A 17,298-nucleotide genomic window follows, 5' to 3' on the forward strand; every position below is an offset into this window, starting at 1 on the left:
TGTGGGGGCAAGTCGGAAGTCCCCGACCACCAGGAGAGTTCGCCTTGAAGACGTTCACCACAGCCGCACTGGCCGCCCTGATCGCCGCCGGTTCCATGGGCGTCGCCTCGGCTGCCGACGCCCAGTCGCGCTACGAGCGCAATGACCGTCAGGAGCAGCATCACGACCGCCGCGATGATCGGTCGGACCGCCGTGACGACCGTCAGGAATGGCGTCAGGACAATCGCGACAACCGCCGCGATGATCGCTGGGACCGTCGTGATGACCGTCAGGAATGGCGCCGGGACAACCGGGACGACCGTCGCGAATATCGTCAGGAAGTCCGCGCCTACGAACGCTGGCAGCGGTCGGAGCGTCGCTACAACGCCGGCCGCTACAGCCCGCCGCGCGGCTATCAGGTCCGTCAGTGGAGCTATGGCCAGCGCATGCCCGGCTACTATTCTCGCGGATATGTCTTGAACGACTACAACCGATACGGCCTGCGCGCGCCGCCCCGTGGATACCAGTATGTCCGCAGCGGCAATGACGTGGTCCTGGCCGCCGTCGCCGGGGGTCTGATCACCGCCGTCATCGCGGGACTGTTCAACTAGGATTCGCCCTGCGTCGGCGTTCGGCACCGCGTGGTTTTGGTACTGGCCTGCCGCGCTTTCGCGCGACTTAGGGCCGGTGCGCCGGTCACCGAATTCGCCCCGGGGGGAGACCTCCGGGGCGTTTTCGCGTTTGGTGTTGGCCCACCCCTACGAGGATGAATGCGCGCCTTCGCCGAACTGCTGGACCGCCTGGCGCTGACCGGGTCGCGGAACGCCAAGCTGGTGTTGCTGAGGGACTATCTGCGCGCCACGCCCGATCCGGACCGGGGCTGGGCCCTGGCGGCGCTGACGGGCGAACTGGTGTTCGACGCCGCCAAGCCGGCGATGATCAGGAAGGCCGTGGAGGCCCGCGTCGATCCGGTCCTGTTCGGCTGGTCCTATGACTATGTCGGCGACCTGGCCGAGACTGTGGCCCTGATCTGGCCGGCCGACCCGGCGTACCGACCGAACCGGGAGCCGGACCTGGGCGAGGTGGTCGATGCGTTGACCCGGGCGAAGCGCGGCGAGGTTCAGGGGCTGATCGAGGGCTGGCTGGACGCCCTGGTGCCGAAGGGGCGGTGGGCACTGCTGAAGCTGGTGACCGGCGGGATGCGGGTCGGACTGTCGGCGCAGCTGGCGCGGACGGCGGTCGCGATGATGCGGCCGGAAACGGTCACCGACGCGCCGGAGCCGGACGGCGGGGAGGCAACGACGGCGCTGGAGCCTCTGACCGCTGCCGACATCGTCGAGGTCTGGCATGCGGTGAAGCCGCCCTACGCAGAACTGTTCGCCTGGGTCGAGGGGCGGGCCGAACGGCCGGACACCGAGGCACCGGGCCGGTTCCGTCAGGTCATGCTGGCTGTCGCCATCGACGAGGCGGTGGACTTCGACAGGCTCGATCCCGCCGACTACGCCGCCGAATGGAAGTGGGACGGTATCCGGGTCCAGGCGGTGCGCGAGAACGGGGTGGCGCGGCTCTACTCGCGCCACGGCGACGAGGTGACGGGCGCCTTCCCCGACCTGATGAACGCCCTGACCTTCGAGGGGGCGATCGACGGAGAACTGCTGGTCTTGCGCGACGGCGTGGTCGCGTCGTTCGGGGAACTGCAGCAGCGGCTGAACCGCAAGACCGTCGATGCGAAGCTGATGGCCGCCTTCCCGGCGTCGCTCTATGCCTACGATCTGCTGGGCGAGGCGGGGAAGGACCTGCGCGGCCTGCCGCTGAGAGGGCGCCGGGCGAGGCTGGAGGCGGTGGTCGCCGGACATACCGGTGAGCGGCTGCATTTGTCGCCACTGGTCGATTTCGACAGTTGGGAAGGTCTGGGCCTGCTGCGCGCCGACCCGCCGGTGGGGGCGGCGGCCGAGGGGCTGATGCTGAAGCGGTGGGACAGCCCCTATGTCGCCGGGCGACCCAAGGGGCCGTGGTTCAAGTGGAAGCGCGACCCGCACACGGTCGACTGCGTGATGATGTACGCCCAGCGCGGGCACGGGAAACGATCGAGCTTCTATTCCGACTACACCTTCGGGGTGTGGACGCCGGAGGGGACGTTGACGCCGGTGGGCAAGGCCTATTTCGGCTTCACCGACGAGGAACTGAAGCAACTCGACAAGTTCGTTCGCGATCACACGGTGGAGCGGTTCGGCCCGGTCCGGTCAGTCAGGGCCGAGCGTGAGTTCGGCCTGGTGCTGGAAATCGCTTTCGAAGGCCTGCAACGGTCGCCGCGGCACAAGTCCGGGGTCGCCATGCGCTTCCCCCGCGTCAGCCGTATTCGCTGGGACAAGCCGGCGCGGGAGGCCAATACGCTGGACGATGTGATGGACTTGCTGGACTCGCTGGAGGGCGGCGGCGGTCGGGTGGGGAAACCGGCTCCGGAATAGGCGGGGTTTCAAATCGCACCTGAAGCGTTAGACCCCGCTCATGTCTTCAGGCGCCGCCACTCTCGACTCCCTCGTTGCCACGGTGTTCGCGGCGCGCTGGACGAAGTCCGGGGACGACTGGCAGGCCCGGGCGGATGTCTTCCAGGCCGCGAAGGAGGCGCTGGACGCCGCCGGGATCGAGATTCCGTTCCCGCATCAGGTGGCCGTGCCCTATGGCGACGAGGACGCGCCCATGCCGAAGGCGGTGGAGGGGCGGCACGGTTTGCGCGGCCGGACGAATCCCCGCAGCGCCGGTTTCCAGACCCACCCCGACGAAGACCAGAACGAGGCCTGATCCGCGATGCGCTACGACTTTGGATCGGACAATACGGCCGGTATGGCGCCGGCCGCCCTGCAAGGGCTGATCGAGGCCAATGCCGGGTTCGTCCGCGCCTATGGGGCGGATGACGTCACGGCCCGCGCGGCCGATCAGATCCGGCGCAGGCTGGATGCGGACGCCGAAATCCGGTTCGTCTTCTCCGGCACGGCGGCCAACGCCATCGCCCTGTCGATGCTGGCCTGGCCGCATGAAGCCGTGATCGCCCACAACGCCGCCCACGTCTGCACCGACGAGACCGGCGCGCCCGGCTTCTTCGGCCAGGGCGTGGGCCTGATCGGCCTGCCGGGCCTGTCCGGCAAGATCGACCAGAAGGCGCTGGAAGCCGCGCTGGAGGAACCCGAGGTCGGACATCGCCAGCCGCCGGCGGCCCTGTCGCTGACCCAGTCCACGGAGTACGGCACGGTCTATACCGAGGAAGAGCTGCGCCACCTGATCGAACCGGTGAAGGCGCGGGGATACGGCGTGCACCTGGACGGCGCCCGACTGGCCAATGCGGCGGCGGCCGGGTTCGACCTGACCCGGATCGCGCGACTGGGCGTCGATGTGCTGGTGTTCGGCGGCGCCAAGGCCGGAGGGCTGTGCACCGAAGCCATCGTGATGTTCGACAAGTCTTTGGCCCGGCGCGTGGACAACCGCCTGAAACAGGCCGGCCAGACCGCGTCCAAGGGGCGGTTCCTCGCCGCGCCCTTCCTGGGGATGCTGGAAACCAACGCCTGGGAGGACGGAGCCGCCCACGCCAACCTGATGGCCCAACGGCTGGCGGCCGGCATTGTCACGCGCTCGCCCTATGTGCTGGCTCACCCGGTCGAGGCCAACGCCGTCTTCGTGCGGATGCCGCCCAAGGCGCATGCGAAGCTCAACGCCCTGGGCTGGGCCTGCTACCGCTTCGACGACGGGTCGGTCCGGTTCGTCTGTTCCTGGGCGACCGGGGAAGCGGCGGTGGATGAAGTCATCGAGGCCATCGCAGGCCTTTCGTGAGCCACCGACGCAGTCCATATCCACGCCATGGCGCGTGGTGAACGATCGGGACAACGGGGCGGCGGTGGCGGCATGGAGGCGAAGGCGCTGAGCGCCGGCGTTGCGACCGAACCGCCGGCCGATCCCGCGACGATCCCGGCGCTGATGGATCTGATCCGGCTGGTGGGGCGATCCGGCGCGCCGCAGCTCCGACTGAGACTGGTCGTTTCGATCCTGCTGACCATCGTCGGCAAGGCGTTGGGCGTGCTGGCGCCGCTGGTGCTGGGGGCGGCGGTCAATCATCTGGCGGCCGGTCAGCCGACGGGAGTATCGATCGGGCTCGGGTTCGCCGGCTTCGCGGTCGGTTGGGCCATAGTGCGGTTCCTGTCGTCAGCGTCACCGCAGCTGTCGGACGTGGTGTTCGCCCCCGTGCGGGCGGCGGCGCAGCGGACCGCGGCGACGGAGACCTTCGCCCACGCGCTGAGCCTGTCGCTGGACTTCCATCAGACCAAGCGGTCCGGGGCCCTGTCGCGGACGGTGGACCGCGGATCCCGCTCAGTCGACTTCCTGCTGCGTATCCTGGCGTTCAACCTCGTGCCGACAGGGCTGGAACTGATCCTGGCCGCCGCTGTGCTGGGCGGCGCCTATGACTGGCGGTTCGCGGCCGTCGCCGTGGTGGTGGTGATCGTCTACACGGTCTTCACCTTCTCGATCTCCAACTGGCGGATCGAGCATCGACGGACGATGAACACGGCCGATACCGAGGCCGCCGGCCAGGTCGTGGACGCCCTGATCAACTATGAGACGGTGAAGTCGTTCGGGGCCGAGACGCGGGCGGCGCTCGGCTATGACCGGGCCTTGGGTGCCTACAACGCCGCGGCGCTGAAGGCCAACAGTTCGCTGGCCCTGCTGAACGCGGTCCAGGCCCTGATCATGAATGTGGGTCTCGGCGTCATGGCCGTGATGGCCGGGTTCGAGGCGGCGGCCGGGCGGATGGGACCGGGCGACGTGACGGCGGCGGTGCTGATCCTGATCTCGCTCTATGCACCGCTGAACATCCTCGGCTTCGCCTATCGGGAAATCCGCCAGTCCTTCATCGACATGGAGGAGATGCTGAAGGTCACGCGCCAGACGCCGCAGGTCGCCGATGTGCCGCACGCACAGGATCTCTTGCGGCCCGAGGGGCAGAACGGCGGGGCGCTGGCGTTCGAGGACGTGTCCTTCCGCCACGACGCGCGGGCCAACGGGCTGGAGGACGTGTCGTTCACGGTGCGGCCGGGGACCACGACAGCGCTGGTCGGACCGTCAGGCTCCGGCAAGTCGACGATCGTCAAGCTGGCGTTGAGGCTGCTGGACCCGCAGGTCGGACGCGTGGTGATCGACGGGTCCGACGTGCGCAACGTGACCCAGGCCTCTCTGCGCCGGGCGGTGGCCCTGGTTCCACAGGACGTCGCTCTGTTCAACGACACCCTGACCACAAACATTGCGTTCGCCCGTCCGAACGCGACGGAGGCCGAGGTCTGGGCGGCGGCCGAGGCGGCCGAACTGGCGGACTTCATCCGGAGTTTGCCTGACGGGATGCAGACGCGGGTCGGTGAGCGCGGCCTCAAACTGTCGGGTGGTGAGCGTCAGCGGGTCGGCATTGCCCGGGCGCTGCTGGCCGATCCGGGCATTCTGATCCTGGATGAAGCGACCAGTGCCCTCGACAGCCGGACAGAGGCGGCGATCCAGAAGACGCTGCGCAAAGCCAGGGCCGGGCGCACCACCCTGGTGGTCGCTCACCGCCTGTCCACCATTGCTGACGCCGAACAGATCCTGGTGCTGAAGGCCGGGCGCATCGTCGAGCGTGGAGCCCACCACGAGCTGGTCGCGCGGGTTGGCGGCGAATACGCAGCCCTCTGGCGCAAGCAGACGCGCGGGGCGCGGCCGGAAGTCACCCGGGTCTGAAGGTCAGTCGCGGGGCGACAGTTTACGCGCCAGCATGGCGTCGATCCCGTCGCGGACCTGCCGACGCTGGTCGCAGGCCTCCGCCGGCAATGCCATCAGCAGGGCCAGGGCCCCTGCGTAAACCGCCGGGACCCGCCAGTCGAACGGGCGCTCCGCAGAGACATCGACGACAAGATCACAAAGGCCCGCGGCGACGACGCAAACATCATCAAGCTCGAACAGGCCGGCCTTATTGATGATCGTGGCGGCGTGGAAGTAGACTTTCTCAAGTGTTTCGGACGGATCGTGTGGCCGCGGCTGGTCTATGATCTTAAGGGCGGCGATATGCTCCTCGATCCGCCGCACGGCCTCATCTCTATAGGGCTCGATATTCGCCGCTGCCTGTTTCAGGGCGACCTCCGCCGTCAAACCTCCGGGCATGTCGATCATGAGCGACATGCGAGAAGGCGTTTGCCTGTGCAGGCGGACGACCATCAGGGTGCGCCACCCTGGGCCTGCGAGGGGCGCGCAATCGTCTCGGCTCTCGAGACCCTGCGATCGGCCCCAGGGAACGGGATGATCCGGACCCGCCGATCCGGCCCGAAATAGTCTGTCAACTCAATGAAGGGCCGCAGATCCCGGGCTGCCCAAAGGATGCGGTTCAGAAGGGTTCGGGGACTGAAGGGTTTGATCAGGACAAGGCTGGCACCACAGTCCCGGACAAGGGTCAGGCCGGATGGGCGCATATGGGCCGCTGTCATGATCACCGGGACGAAGGCGTTGTCCTCGACAGCCGATCGCCTCAGCCATTTGACCAGGCCGTAGCCGCCGATTCCCGGAAGATCGCAATTGACGAGAACCAGATCGACGGAACGTTCAACCAGGATCGCCTTGGCCTCGTCCGGTGTCCGGCAGATGCATCGAGTGCGAATGCCCAGCCCGCCAAGGAGGCTGGACGTCAGTTCGAGGACGAACGGAGACTCCTCCACGACCATTGTGACGGCGCCCGTCAGATTGATCGTGGCGTTCTCACGCAGGACACTGCTGGTCTGGGCCGACACTCATCACCATCATAGCTGGTATACCGCACACGAATCGATTGTATTCGACTTCGTTGATCGGTGGAACCGCAGCCTTCAGGATCGGCCGATGGCGTAAAAGCGGTCGGCGCGTTGCTTCCGCAACGCTGCGGGAGTGAGCGGTACAAGGGCCTGCAGTTCATCCCATACGGCGTCGCCGACGGCCCGCATCGCAGCCTCGGGATCTGCGTGCGCCCCGCCGACGGGCTCGGGAATGATCCGGTCGACGATCTTCATCGCCAGCAGGTCGGGGCCGGTGATCTTCATGGCGTTGGCGGCGTCCTTCGCCCGCGCCCCGTCGCGCCACAGGATGCCGGCGGCGCCCTCCGGCGAGATCACCGAATAGATCGAGTGTTCGAGGATCAGCACACGGTTGGCGGCGGCCAGGGCGATGGCGCCGCCGGATCCGCCTTCACCCGTGACCGTGGCGATCATTGGCGTGCCCAGGATCAGGCCGCGCTCGGTCGAGCGGGCGATGGCCTCGGCCTGGCCTCGCTCCTCGGCGCCCAGGCCCGGATAGGCGCCGGCGGTGTCGACGAAGGTCAGGACCGGCAGGCCGAACCGGTCGGCCATGTCCATCAGGCGCACGGCCTTGCGATAGCCTTCGGGCCGCGCCATGCCGAAATTGTGGGTCAGGCGGGTGGCGGTGTCGTGGCCCTTCTCATGGCCCATGACGACGACGGCCTGGCCGCGGAAGCGGGCGAGACCGCCGAGGATGGCCTGGTCATCGCCGAATTGGCGGTCGCCCCGCAACTCGACATAGTCGCTGAACAGGGCGTCGAGGTAGTCGATAAAGTGCGGGCGCTGGGGGTGGCGGGCGACCTGGGTCTTCTTCCAGGGGTCCAGCTCGGCATAGGTCTTCCTGCGAAGCTGCTCGGCCTTTTTACGCAGGCCGTCGATCTCGGTCTCGAACGAGCCGGAGGTGGCCGACAGCAGGCCGAGCTCCTCGATCTTGGCCTCGAGTTCGGCGATCGGCTTTTCGAATTCGAGATAGTGGGTGGCCATGAGGCGTCCGGAAGGGGCGGGCGAAACGGCCCTGTCGCAAGGCGGCGGAACCTAGAGAGGTCAAGGCGCGGGGGCAAGCGGGGGTTCAGGAGAACAGAGGTCGATGCGGCGCGTTATCCCGATGGCGTCGAGGAAGGCCTCGTCGTGGCTGACGACCAGAAGCGCGCCGTCATAGGCTCTCAGGCCCGCCTCCACCGCCTCGATCGAGTCGATGTCGAGATGGTTGGTCGGCTCGTCCAGGATCAGGAAGGGCGGCGGCGTGGGCCCACCGAGCACGCAGGCGAGGCCGGCGCGGAGCCTCTGGCCGCCGGACAGGTCGGCGACGGTCCGGAGCGCGGCGTCGGCGCGGAACATGAAGCGGGCGAGGGCGGCGCGGCAGCCGTTCTCGTCCACGTCCGGGTGCAGACGGCGGAAATTGTCGCGGATCGACAGGGCAGGATCGAGCACGGCGACCTGCTGGTCCAGCATGGCAGCAGGCGTGGACAGCCGGACGCTGCCCGACGTAGGGGAGAGGGCGCCGATGATCAGGGCGAGCAGTGTGGTCTTGCCGGAGCCGTTCGGACCGGTGATCGCGACACGTTCGGGACCGGCGATGCGCAGGGACAGGCCGATCAGGACGGGGTGGCCGGGGACATAGCCGGCGATCACCCTGTCGAGGGCCAGGATCTCCCGGCCGATGGGCAGGCCGGTCGGGGGCAGGGTCACGCTCAGAGGTTGGAGCACCTCAATCCGTTCACGGACGATTGCAGCGTCGCCCTCGGCCTGTTCGCGTCGGCGTTCGACCAGGCGGGCATTCTCGCCGCCGGTGTCCTCGGCACGGTCCTTGCGCAGGCCTAGAAGGATTTTCGGCTGGCCGCCGCGCGCGGCACCCATGCGCCCGGCCCTGTCGGTGCGGGCCTTGCGTTCGGCGGTCTGCCGGGCCGTGCGGGCGAGGTCGTTCAGCCGCTTGTCGGCGTCGGCGAGGTCGCGCTGCACCGCCTGAAGCTCCAGCGCCTTGCGGGCGCGATACGCCGGCCAGTTCCCGCCGTAGCGGGTCGCGCCGAGGGTGGTCAGCTCGACGATGGCGTCCATCGTCTCCAGCAGTTCCCGGTCGTGGCTGACCACGATGGCTCCGGATCGCCACTCGGCCAGCAGGTCGATCACCGCCTGTCGCCCTTCGCGGTCGAGGTTGTTGGTCGGCTCGTCGAGGATCAGCCAGTCCGGCTCTTCGAACAGCAGGGCTGCGAGACCGGCGCGGGTGCGCTGGCCGCCGGACAGGGTTGCGAGGCGGGTCGCCGGCGTCGCGTCGAGCTTCAGCCGGCCGAGGGCCGAGGCGATACGCGCCTCCAGCGTCCAGTCGGCCTGCGCCAGGTCGTCGGCGTCGGCCAGCCCCGCCTCGGCACGGGCGAGGAGGGCGAGGGCGTCCGTTGCATCGAACAGGTCGGCGACGGTCTCGGCCTCACCGAACTGGACCGTCTGGCGCAGAAGGGCGACGCGGCCCTTGACGGTCACGGTCCCGGCCTGAGGCTTCAGACGGCCGTCGATGAGGCGCAGGAGGGTGGTCTTGCCCACGCCGTTGCGACCGACGAGCCCGGTGCGTTCAGGCCCGAAGGCGAGGTTGAGGTCGGAGAAGAGAGGCGATCCGCCGGGCGGTGCCCAGGCGAAATCGTGCAGAACGATGGAGGCGGACATGGCTTTCCCGATGCAAGGCTTCGAAGGGCGGTTGCGGTCGGGAAGGGATCACATGGTCGGCGCGGGTCTTCGTCTGGGGTTGAGCCTCACAGGCTAGGGGAGGGGCGGGGCGGGATCAAGGCTGTGGCGGATTGGCGGTCGCCGCCGGTGCACTGACCTTCGAGACCCTGCGCGCGAACGTGACCGCGCCCGTTGTGGCTACCGTGAAGCGATAGGCTTCGTTGACGCCTGCCTTGCCGGAATGGGTGAAGGCCAGCACCCGCTCGCCGTCGGTGCGGATGTGCACGATGCCGAAATTGGTGCGCTCGAAGGCGAAGAAGGTGTCGCCGGGTGGGCGGTCGAGGGTGGCGTTCCCGCGCGTCTTGAAGAAGGCGACCAACTCGGTACAGAAGATCACGGCGGGCGACGACCGCGATGCCTTGCCCAGGGCCGCCATCAGGGTGGCACGGGGATGGATGTATTCCTTGGTCTCGTTCTCGTCGCCTGACGAGATCATCGACACGACCGGCCCGACCTCATGCAGGAAGGCCAGATCGAAGTCGTGCGAGCCGTGGTGCGGGGTCTTGAAGATCTCGGCGCGCAGGGAGGCGTTGGGCAGGGCTTCCCTCAGCATCTGCATGGCCTCCTGGTTCATGTCGCCGGTGAACAGGAATCGGACATTGCCGTAGCGCAGGCGGAACGCGATGGAATGGCCGTTGATGGTGTGGGACACCGACATCGTTGAGGACGGCGTTCGGTCGGGATCGCCCAGTTCAATATTCGCGTCATTCGGCGGGGCGCCCAGTCCGAGCAGCGCGGGCTTGCCGCCGACATCCCGGGTGATCGGCCCCAGCACCTCGACGTCAAGGTTCGGCTCCCGCAGGAAATCGAAGGCGCCGTCCGTGTGGTGGTCCAGCCGATGAATGGCGATCGCAGCGCCGGGCTCCAGGGCCCCCAGTCGGGTGTTCCAGGTCTGGAGCGTGCGCTTCCACTTCAGGAACGGCGCGTTCATCTCCGCGTCCGGCACGGCGAGCAGGTCATCGTGCAGATCGACGCACCAGGTCCGGCCGTCGGCCTTGACCGTCGGCCCCAGCCTTTCCTTCTCCGGCACGCTCGAGCCCCGCTTGACCAGACCGTTGTGCAGCACGCGGCGCGTGGTGGCGAACAGGCGTTTCCTCGGTTCCGAATGGGTCTCCGACGCCAGGATTTCGCTCAGGCCGTCGAAGTGGTCGGCATCGCCATGGGTGACCAGGATGGCGTCGAACACGATCGGCTCGGTGGCGCTGGAGCCCCGGAAACGGGCGGCGACATGGCGGGCGAACAACTGGTTGTCGCCGCCGTCGATCAGGACGCGCTTGCCGCCCGGCGTCTCCAGCACAAGGCCGTCGCCCTGCTGCACATCGACCATCGACAGGCGCAGGATCGGTGTGTCGCGAAGCGCGGCCGAGCCCTTGACGCGGCCCTCGGTCGGGACGCCGTTGCGAGTGAAGCGGATGCGCCGGGTCTCTGCGCCGGCCGGTTCGAGCGGTTCGACCGCGTCGCCCCAATAGAGCTGGAAGGCCGTCCGCTCGCCGTCGATACGGACATCGACGATGTCGTCGTCAAGGAAGTGGGTCACGCGCTGTCTCCGTCGAGGTCAGGGAACGCGAACTGGAACCACCTTGGGCTGTATGTGCGACGTTCTCGTGTCAGTCCTCCCGCGCCAGGGGATGGTGCCGGTTGACCACCTGCGTCAGGCGATCGGTCGCCACGTGGGTGTAGATCTGGGTCGTGGCGATGTCCGCGTGGCCGAGCAGGGTCTGGACGACGCGGAGGTCGGCGCCGCCCTCCAGCAGGTGGGTGGCGAAGGCGTGGCGCAGGACGTGGGGGCTGACGCGGGCGGGGTCGATGCCGGCGTCGAGCGCAGCCTGATCCAGCATCTGGGCGAACCGGCGCGGGGTCAGGTGGCTGGCGGTCGTGCCCGAGGGGAAGAGCCAGGGGCTGTCGGGGGCCTTATCGGGGCGTGCTGCGTCGCGGACGATCAGCCAGGCCTTCACGGCTTCCCGCGCCGAGCTGTTGAGGGGGGCGAGCCGCTCCTTGCCACCCTTGCCGCGCACGATCAGCCAGGCGGGATCGCGGCGGACGGCCTCGACGCGCAGGGCCAGCAGCTCAGACACGCGCAGGCCGGAGGCATAGGCCAGTTCGACGAGCGTGATCATGCGCACGCCCGAGGCACCGTCGCGGGCCGCGGAGACTGTCAGCAGGCGGACGACCTCGTCGCGACCGAGCGTGCGGGGCAGGGAGCGACCCTGTTTCGGCGCGTCGAGGCGGCGGGACGGATCGTCCGTGCGCCAGCCCTCGCCGAGGGCGAACCGGTAGAACTGGCGCAGAGACGAACGACGGCGCGCGGCCGTGGCGGCGGACAGGCCCCGGGTCGACAGACCGGCGAACCAGGCCTCGATGGCGGTCTCGTCGGCGCCCATGAGGCCGCCGCCGCCGAGAGAGGCTTCCGCATCGGCGAGGTCGCGGGCGTAGGCGCTCAGGGTGTGGGGCGAGGCGTCCCGCTCGACGGCCATCATCTCCAGGAAGGCTTCGACCTGTGGCGTGGTCATGGGGGCGTGATCATCGCGTGGAAGCGGTCCCTGGGCGCTGGCGAGCGGCGACGCTTGGTGTAGAGACTGAAGCGACCATGGCTTGCCTTAACTCCTCCCGCCGAGACCGACTGTGAGCGCCAGACCTGCGGCCGCCGCGATTCCCGTGCCGGCCCGTACCATAGCGCTGGTCGGGCTCATGGGCGTGGGCAAATCGACCGTGGGTCGCCGGCTGGCGCAGCGGCTGGGTCTGCCCTTCGTCGATGGCGATGACGCGATCGAGACGGCGGCGCGGATGACCGTCTCCGAGATCTTCGTTCAGCTGGGAGAAGCCGAGTTCCGGGCGGGGGAGGCGCGGGTCATGCGCCGCCTGCTGGAAGGGCCGCCCATCGTGCTGGCGACCGGCGGCGGTGCCGTCCTGAACCCCGAGACGCGTGAGCTGATGAAGGCCCATGCGACCTCGGTCTGGTTGAGGGCCGACCTGAGTATCGTGGCGCAGAGGGTGCAGCGCCGTGACACGCGGCCCCTGTTGCGTGGCAAGGATCCCCTCGTCGCGCTGAAGGCGATGGCCGAGGTGCGCTACCCCCTTTACGAGGCGACGGCCGATGTTGTCGTGGACGTCGGCGCAGGGGCGCACGCCCAGGCGGTGGAGGCGATCCTCTCGGCGCTGAACGAGTACTGGACAAGCGGAGCGACGGCATGAAGACGGTTTCGGTCTCCGGCGCGTCGTTCGCGACCTATGACGTGGTGGTCGGACGCGGGTTGCTGGCCGAGGCCGGCGCGCGGATCGCACTGATCGCGCGCGGGCGCACTGTAATCGTCTCGGATGAGACGGTGGCGGCGATCCACGGGCCGGCGCTGCAGGCCTCGCTGGCGGGGGCGGGTGTGCGGTCGGAGATCGTGGCCGTCCCTGCGGGCGAGGCGTCGAAGTCCTTCGCCGAGCTGGAGCGGCTGATGGACCGGCTGCTGGCGGCCGGACTGGATCGCAAGGATGTGGTCGTGGCCCTGGGCGGCGGCGTGGTCGGCGATCTGGCCGGTTTGGCGGCGGCCCTCTACATGCGGGGAATCGACTTCGTGCAGGTCCCGACGACCCTGCTGGCCCAGGTGGACTCATCGGTCGGCGGCAAGACGGCGATCGATACGCCGCGCGGCAAGAACCTGGTCGGTGCCTTCCACCAGCCCAGGCTGGTGCTGGCCGATATCGACGTGCTGGCGACCTTGCCGGAGGTGCAGTTACGCTCCGGCTGGGCCGAGGTGCTGAAACACGGGCTGATCTGCGACACGGGGTTCTTCGACTGGCTGGCCGGCGAGGGCGCGGACGGCGTGCGCGGCGATCCGGCGGCGCTGGAACGGGCCGTTGTGCGCTCGGTCGAGATCAAGTCCGCCATCGTCGGCGAGGACGAGAAGGAGGCGGGCCGGCGCGCCCTGCTGAACCTCGGTCACACCTTCGGCCACGCCATCGAGGCCGAACTGGGCTTCGAGGCGGCGGCGCTGGCGCACGGCGAGGCCGTGGCGCTCGGCTGCTGCATGGCGTTCCGGTTCTCGGTGCGACAGGGGTTGTGCGCGGTGGCGGACGCCGAACGGGTCGAGGCCGTCATCGCGGCGGCAGGCCTGCCGACGCGGCTGGGGCAGGCCGGGGTGTTCGAAGCAGATCGCCTGATCGCTCTGATGGCCGGGGACAAGAAGGCCGAGGCCGGGGGGATCACCCTGGTCCTCGCGCGCCGGATCGGTGACGCCTTCGTGCAGAAGTCCGTCGATGCGGGCGAACTGGCGGCCTTCCTGCGGGAAGTGGGCGCGGCCTAGTCGATCGCCCGGCACTCCGTCGGCTGACGGCCGTCGGCGGTCCAGGTGGCGCGGATGCCCTTGCCGCGCAGCTCATGGGCGCTGGCCTTGTACCAGATGCCGTCGGCCGCCCGTTCCTGATACAGATCGACCGCTTCACCGCTGGAGTTGCGGACCGTGGCCATGGCGCGCGGATTGTCGAAATCGACCGACAGCCGCTCCCCGTTATCGCACAGATAGACGGTGCGGATCACGCGGGTCTGGGCCTGGTCCTGAAGCTCGGCCCCGGTGCGGCGCTGCGCGGTCTGGGCGTCGAGGGCGCGCTGGCGCACAGCCTCGCCGTCGTTCGGAGCCCTGGCGGGTTGTGGCTGGCTGCAGGCGGCGAGGAAGGACGCCGCGGCGGCGATCAGGATCAGGTGACGCATCAGTGTCTCTAGCGCGTTACGGTCAGGCCTGGCTAACGGGCCTGGCTGAGCGTCGTTCCCGGAAGAAGCCCCGCAGCATCGCCGCCGCTTCGTCGGCCAGCAGCCCGCCCTCGGTCGTCGGTCGCGAATGCAGGGTCGGTTGTTCGAACAGGCGAGGGCCGTGAACCACCGCGCCGCCCTTGGGATCGTCGGCGGCCCAGACCACGCGGCCGATTCGGGCATGGCTGATGGCCCCCGCGCACATGGCGCAGGGCTCCAGCGTCACATAGAGGGTCAGGCCGGTCAGGCGATAATTCCCGATCGCCAGAGCGGCCGCGCGCAAGGCCACAATCTCCGCGTGGGCGGTCGGATCATGGGCTACGACGGGACCGTTGGCCCCCGTGGCGATGACGGTTCCGGTCGCTTCATCGACCACGACGGCGCCCACGGGCACCTCTCCGGCGTCCGCCGCCGCTTGCGCCAGGTCCAATGCCATGCGCATGAACCGCTCATCATGGCCCGCCATACCGACGACAACGACAAGAAGCGCAGCACCAGTCAAGACCTGCGCGCCCACAAGCCCGGGGACAGGCCCAAGAGCGGGTCCGCGCGACCCGGCTCCGCGTCCGCCGCGCAGTTCCAGACCAGCACGAAATCGCTCGAGGGCGGTCGTGGCTCGACCGGTCGCGCCTATGCGCCCGACAAGGGCGCGCGGCCCGAGAAGCCGGTCAAGGGCAAACGCTATTCGGACGATTCGAAGGGCGCGGGTCCCAAGGCGGGCGGCAAGCCCGCCGGGGGCAAACCGGGCAAGGACGCGGCTCCGGCCGAGCCGAAACGCAGCGAGCGGATCGCCAAGGCCATGGCGCGCGCGGGCATCGCCTCGCGCCGCGAGGTCGAGCGGCTGATTGGGCTGGGCAAGGTGGCGGTCAACGGCCGCATCCTGGACACGCCGGCGACGCTTGTGACCCGCGACGACGTCATCACCGTGGACGGCAAGCCGATCGCGGCGGCCCAGGCCACGCGCGTCTGGCGCTACAACAAGCCGGTCGGGCTGCTGACTTCGCACAACGATCCGCAGGGACGCCCCACGGTGTTCGACGCCCTGCCCAGCGGCCTGCCGCGCGTCATCTCGGTCGGGCGACTGGACATCAACACCGAAGGCCTGCTGCTGCTGACCAACGACGGCGAGCTGTCACGGGCGCTGGAGCTGCCGGAGACGGCGCTGGTGCGTCAGTACCGGGCCCGGGCGCGGGGTCGCGTCACCCAGGCGGACCTCGACAAACTGAAGGACGGCGTCACCGTCGACGGCGTCCGCTACGGTCCGGTCGAGGCGACCATCGACAAGGCCACGACCAAGGAGGACGGCTCCCAGGCCGCCAACCTGTGGATCAGCGTCCAGATCGCCGAGGGCAAGAACCGCGAGGTCCGCAAGGTGCTGGAGTCGGTCGGCCTGACCGTGAATCGCCTGATCCGCCTGGCCTATGGGCCGTTCCAGCTGGGGACGCTGGCGACCGGCTCGGTCGAGGAGATCGGCCCGCGCGTGATCCGCGAGCTGCTGGGCGAACATATCCGCCCTGACAATCTGCCCGAGGGCAACACCGTGGCCACCCCGGCTCCGATCCCGGGTCGCCGGACGAGCACGCCCAAGGTGGCGGGCGTCTCCGGCTCGGCCATGTCCGACCCGTCGCGCAAGCCCAGCCGCGTGCGCGCCGCCGAGGACGCCCATGTCGAGGGCGTCGAACGCGCCAACCGGCCGCCCAAGAAGGCCGGCTGGGCCAAGGCCGGCGCTCCGAATCCGCGCGGTCCGTCGATCAAGAAGGCCTGGACGCCGCGCGAAGGCGCCGCCGACGAGCGGCCGGCGCGGGTGTTCAAGCCGCGTGAGGACAAGATCATCGGTCCGAAGTCCGCGACCTGGGCTCGCGACGGAGACAAGGCCGGCAAGGCCGGGCCGAAGCGCGAGTTCAAGCCGCGTGACGGCGCCGCGCCGCGGTCCAGCGGACCGAGAGCCGGCCCCGCCGGTCCTCGCCCTGCCGGCCCCCGGACCGGCGGCAAGCCCGGCGGATCACGCGGCCCCTCGCGGGGCTAGTCGCGCCAGTCGCCAGTCGCGAGGACCGTCGGCCAGCCGCTCGATGACGACCAGCATGACAATGGCGACGAAGACCTCGGGCGCCAGTTCGATCCAGTCCGAGTCGCGGCCGACTTCCATGGCCGAGAGGGGCTGCCAGAACAGGCAGATCATCAGGTTGTTGGCCAGATGGGCGCCGATGGCGAATTCCAGCCCGCCCAGCCGGATCGCCGCCCAGGTCCAGATCGCGCCGGACAGGGCGCGGGCGACGAAGGCCACGGGATCCGGGTCGAGATGCAGCGCCGAGAACAGCAGGCCGTTGATCAGGCACAGGACGACGGGATGCTGGGTCAGCTGGGTGGTGAGACGCAGCAGGACGCCGCGGCAGATGACTTCTTCCGCCGCCGCCGCGCCCAGCAGGCCGATGACGCCCGCGACGACGAAGACCGGCCGTGTCCAGTCGGCATAGATCGGGTTGAGAAGCGGCGGCGCCCAGTCTCCGCCCATCAGCAGATAGACGGGAAACAAGATCACGCTGACACAGGTCATGGCCAGGAAGCCGACGCCGAGATCCCGGGCGTTGAACCTGCGGCCGGGCCACAGGAAGTCCCTGAGCGGACGGAGGTAGATCATGGCCGCCGCCGCGAGAATGGCGAGCGCCAGGCCTCCGAGCACCGGCACGCTAGCGAGCATCAGCACGCTTTCGTCGATCAGTCTCACAGGCGTGTCCGGCAGAGGTTCCAGCACCTGCATGCTGTCCAGGAAGCCCGGTACGATCCCGGCCACGATGGCCAGGACGATCGTCACGACGAGCATCAGCAACAAGGCCAGGGCGATGAAGCCGCCCAGCTTGAGCCAGGGCCGTTCCGGTTCGAAGCCGGTGACCATCGGCGACCGGCGCGCGAGGGGGACGGCGCGGATCAGGGCTTCATACGGGGACATGGGTGATCGTTGCCCGGTGGCGCCGTTTCGGTCCAGAGGTTGCGTGTCTGCGACGCTTGCGCAATGGCTGCGACGAACGCCGGGGAGGGGAC

At 69.1% G+C, this 17,298-nt stretch carries 17 protein-coding genes; 8 read left to right on the top strand and 9 right to left on the bottom strand.

Annotated features, from left to right (window positions below; genetic code table 11):
* The first annotated feature begins 44 nt into the window (after nucleotides 1-44).
* The 5 genes from ACW18A_RS05215 to ACW18A_RS05235 all read left to right on the top strand — a co-directional run bounded on the left by ACW18A_RS05215 (nucleotide 45) and on the right by ACW18A_RS05235 (nucleotide 5,730).
* On the top strand, nucleotides 45-590 hold the full coding sequence (locus tag ACW18A_RS05215) for an RcnB family protein (RefSeq protein ID WP_492023740.1): 546 nt from the start codon (nucleotides 45-47) through the stop codon (nucleotides 588-590).
* A 159-nt stretch (nucleotides 591-749) separates the two neighbouring features.
* Nucleotides 750-2,447 (top strand): cisplatin damage response ATP-dependent DNA ligase, encoded by a 1,698-nt coding sequence (locus ACW18A_RS05220; RefSeq protein ID WP_492023741.1) that lies wholly within the window; start codon nucleotides 750-752, stop codon nucleotides 2,445-2,447.
* Nucleotides 2,448-2,487: 40 nt separating this feature from the next.
* Entirely contained in the window at nucleotides 2,488-2,781 is a 294-nt protein-coding gene (locus ACW18A_RS05225) for a hypothetical protein (RefSeq protein WP_492023742.1), read from the top strand.
* Between the two features lie 6 nt (nucleotides 2,782-2,787).
* Nucleotides 2,788-3,804 carry a threonine aldolase family protein gene (locus tag ACW18A_RS05230; protein WP_492023743.1) on the top strand — a complete coding sequence of 339 codons (1,017 nt, stop codon included), beginning with the start codon at nucleotides 2,788-2,790 and terminating at the stop codon, nucleotides 3,802-3,804.
* 72 nt (nucleotides 3,805-3,876) lie between these two features.
* On the top strand, nucleotides 3,877-5,730 hold the full coding sequence (locus ACW18A_RS05235; protein ID WP_492023744.1) for an ABCB family ABC transporter ATP-binding protein/permease: 1,854 nt from the start codon (nucleotides 3,877-3,879) through the stop codon (nucleotides 5,728-5,730).
* Nucleotides 5,731-5,733: 3 nt separating this feature from the next.
* Here the strand turns inward: ACW18A_RS05235 and ACW18A_RS05240 are convergent, their stop codons facing one another.
* The 6 genes from ACW18A_RS05240 to ACW18A_RS05265 form a co-directional block, all read right to left on the bottom strand.
* Nucleotides 5,734-6,168 carry a chemotaxis protein CheE gene (locus ACW18A_RS05240; RefSeq protein WP_492023745.1) on the bottom strand — a complete coding sequence of 145 codons (435 nt, stop codon included), beginning with the start codon at nucleotides 6,166-6,168 and terminating at the stop codon, nucleotides 5,734-5,736.
* A gap of 35 nt (nucleotides 6,169-6,203) precedes the next feature.
* A complete protein-coding gene (locus ACW18A_RS05245; protein ID WP_492023746.1) occupies nucleotides 6,204-6,770 on the bottom strand; it encodes a response regulator in 567 nt (188 codons plus the stop codon).
* Between the two features lie 75 nt (nucleotides 6,771-6,845).
* A complete protein-coding gene (locus tag ACW18A_RS05250; protein WP_492023747.1) occupies nucleotides 6,846-7,793 on the bottom strand; it encodes an acetyl-CoA carboxylase carboxyltransferase subunit alpha in 948 nt (315 codons plus the stop codon).
* A 60-nt stretch (nucleotides 7,794-7,853) separates the two neighbouring features.
* Nucleotides 7,854-9,464, bottom strand: a complete 1,611-nt coding sequence (locus ACW18A_RS05255) for an ABC-F family ATP-binding cassette domain-containing protein (protein WP_492023748.1) — start codon at nucleotides 9,462-9,464, stop codon at nucleotides 7,854-7,856.
* Between the two features lie 115 nt (nucleotides 9,465-9,579).
* On the bottom strand, nucleotides 9,580-11,061 hold the full coding sequence (locus ACW18A_RS05260) for a ComEC/Rec2 family competence protein (RefSeq protein WP_492023749.1): 1,482 nt from the start codon (nucleotides 11,059-11,061) through the stop codon (nucleotides 9,580-9,582).
* Between the two features lie 70 nt (nucleotides 11,062-11,131).
* Nucleotides 11,132-12,034: a site-specific tyrosine recombinase XerD gene (locus ACW18A_RS05265; RefSeq protein WP_492023750.1), complete on the bottom strand. Its 903-nt coding sequence runs from the start codon at nucleotides 12,032-12,034 to the stop codon at nucleotides 11,132-11,134.
* Between the two features lie 178 nt (nucleotides 12,035-12,212).
* Between ACW18A_RS05265 and ACW18A_RS05270 the strand changes: the two genes are divergently transcribed.
* Nucleotides 12,213-12,716 (top strand): shikimate kinase, encoded by a 504-nt coding sequence (locus ACW18A_RS05270; protein WP_492024339.1) that lies wholly within the window; start codon nucleotides 12,213-12,215, stop codon nucleotides 12,714-12,716.
* Nucleotides 12,713-13,816, top strand: a complete 1,104-nt coding sequence (aroB, locus tag ACW18A_RS05275) for a 3-dehydroquinate synthase (RefSeq protein WP_492023751.1) — start codon at nucleotides 12,713-12,715, stop codon at nucleotides 13,814-13,816. Before ACW18A_RS05270 ends, aroB begins: the two co-directional genes overlap by 4 nt.
* On the opposite strand, the gene ACW18A_RS05280 is transcribed toward aroB, so the two are convergent.
* Nucleotides 13,813-14,220 carry an MliC family protein gene (locus ACW18A_RS05280; protein WP_492023752.1) on the bottom strand — a complete coding sequence of 136 codons (408 nt, stop codon included), beginning with the start codon at nucleotides 14,218-14,220 and terminating at the stop codon, nucleotides 13,813-13,815. The two genes, aroB and ACW18A_RS05280, sit on opposite strands and share 4 nt — an antisense overlap.
* Before the next feature lie 22 nt (nucleotides 14,221-14,242).
* Nucleotides 14,243-14,701 carry a tRNA adenosine(34) deaminase TadA gene (gene tadA / locus ACW18A_RS05285; protein ID WP_492023753.1) on the bottom strand — a complete coding sequence of 153 codons (459 nt, stop codon included), beginning with the start codon at nucleotides 14,699-14,701 and terminating at the stop codon, nucleotides 14,243-14,245.
* Between the two features lie 12 nt (nucleotides 14,702-14,713).
* On the opposite strand from tadA, the gene ACW18A_RS05290 reads away from it, so the two are divergent.
* Nucleotides 14,714-16,285: a pseudouridine synthase gene (locus ACW18A_RS05290; RefSeq protein ID WP_492023754.1), complete on the top strand. Its 1,572-nt coding sequence runs from the start codon at nucleotides 14,714-14,716 to the stop codon at nucleotides 16,283-16,285.
* Here ACW18A_RS05290 and ACW18A_RS05295 read toward each other — a convergent pair.
* Nucleotides 16,262-17,206 (bottom strand): CPBP family intramembrane glutamic endopeptidase, encoded by a 945-nt coding sequence (locus ACW18A_RS05295; RefSeq protein WP_492023755.1) that lies wholly within the window; start codon nucleotides 17,204-17,206, stop codon nucleotides 16,262-16,264. The two genes, ACW18A_RS05290 and ACW18A_RS05295, sit on opposite strands and share 24 nt — an antisense overlap.
* Between the last annotated feature and the right edge of the window lie 92 nt (nucleotides 17,207-17,298).

The organism is Brevundimonas sp. AVps5 (assembly GCF_058681515.1).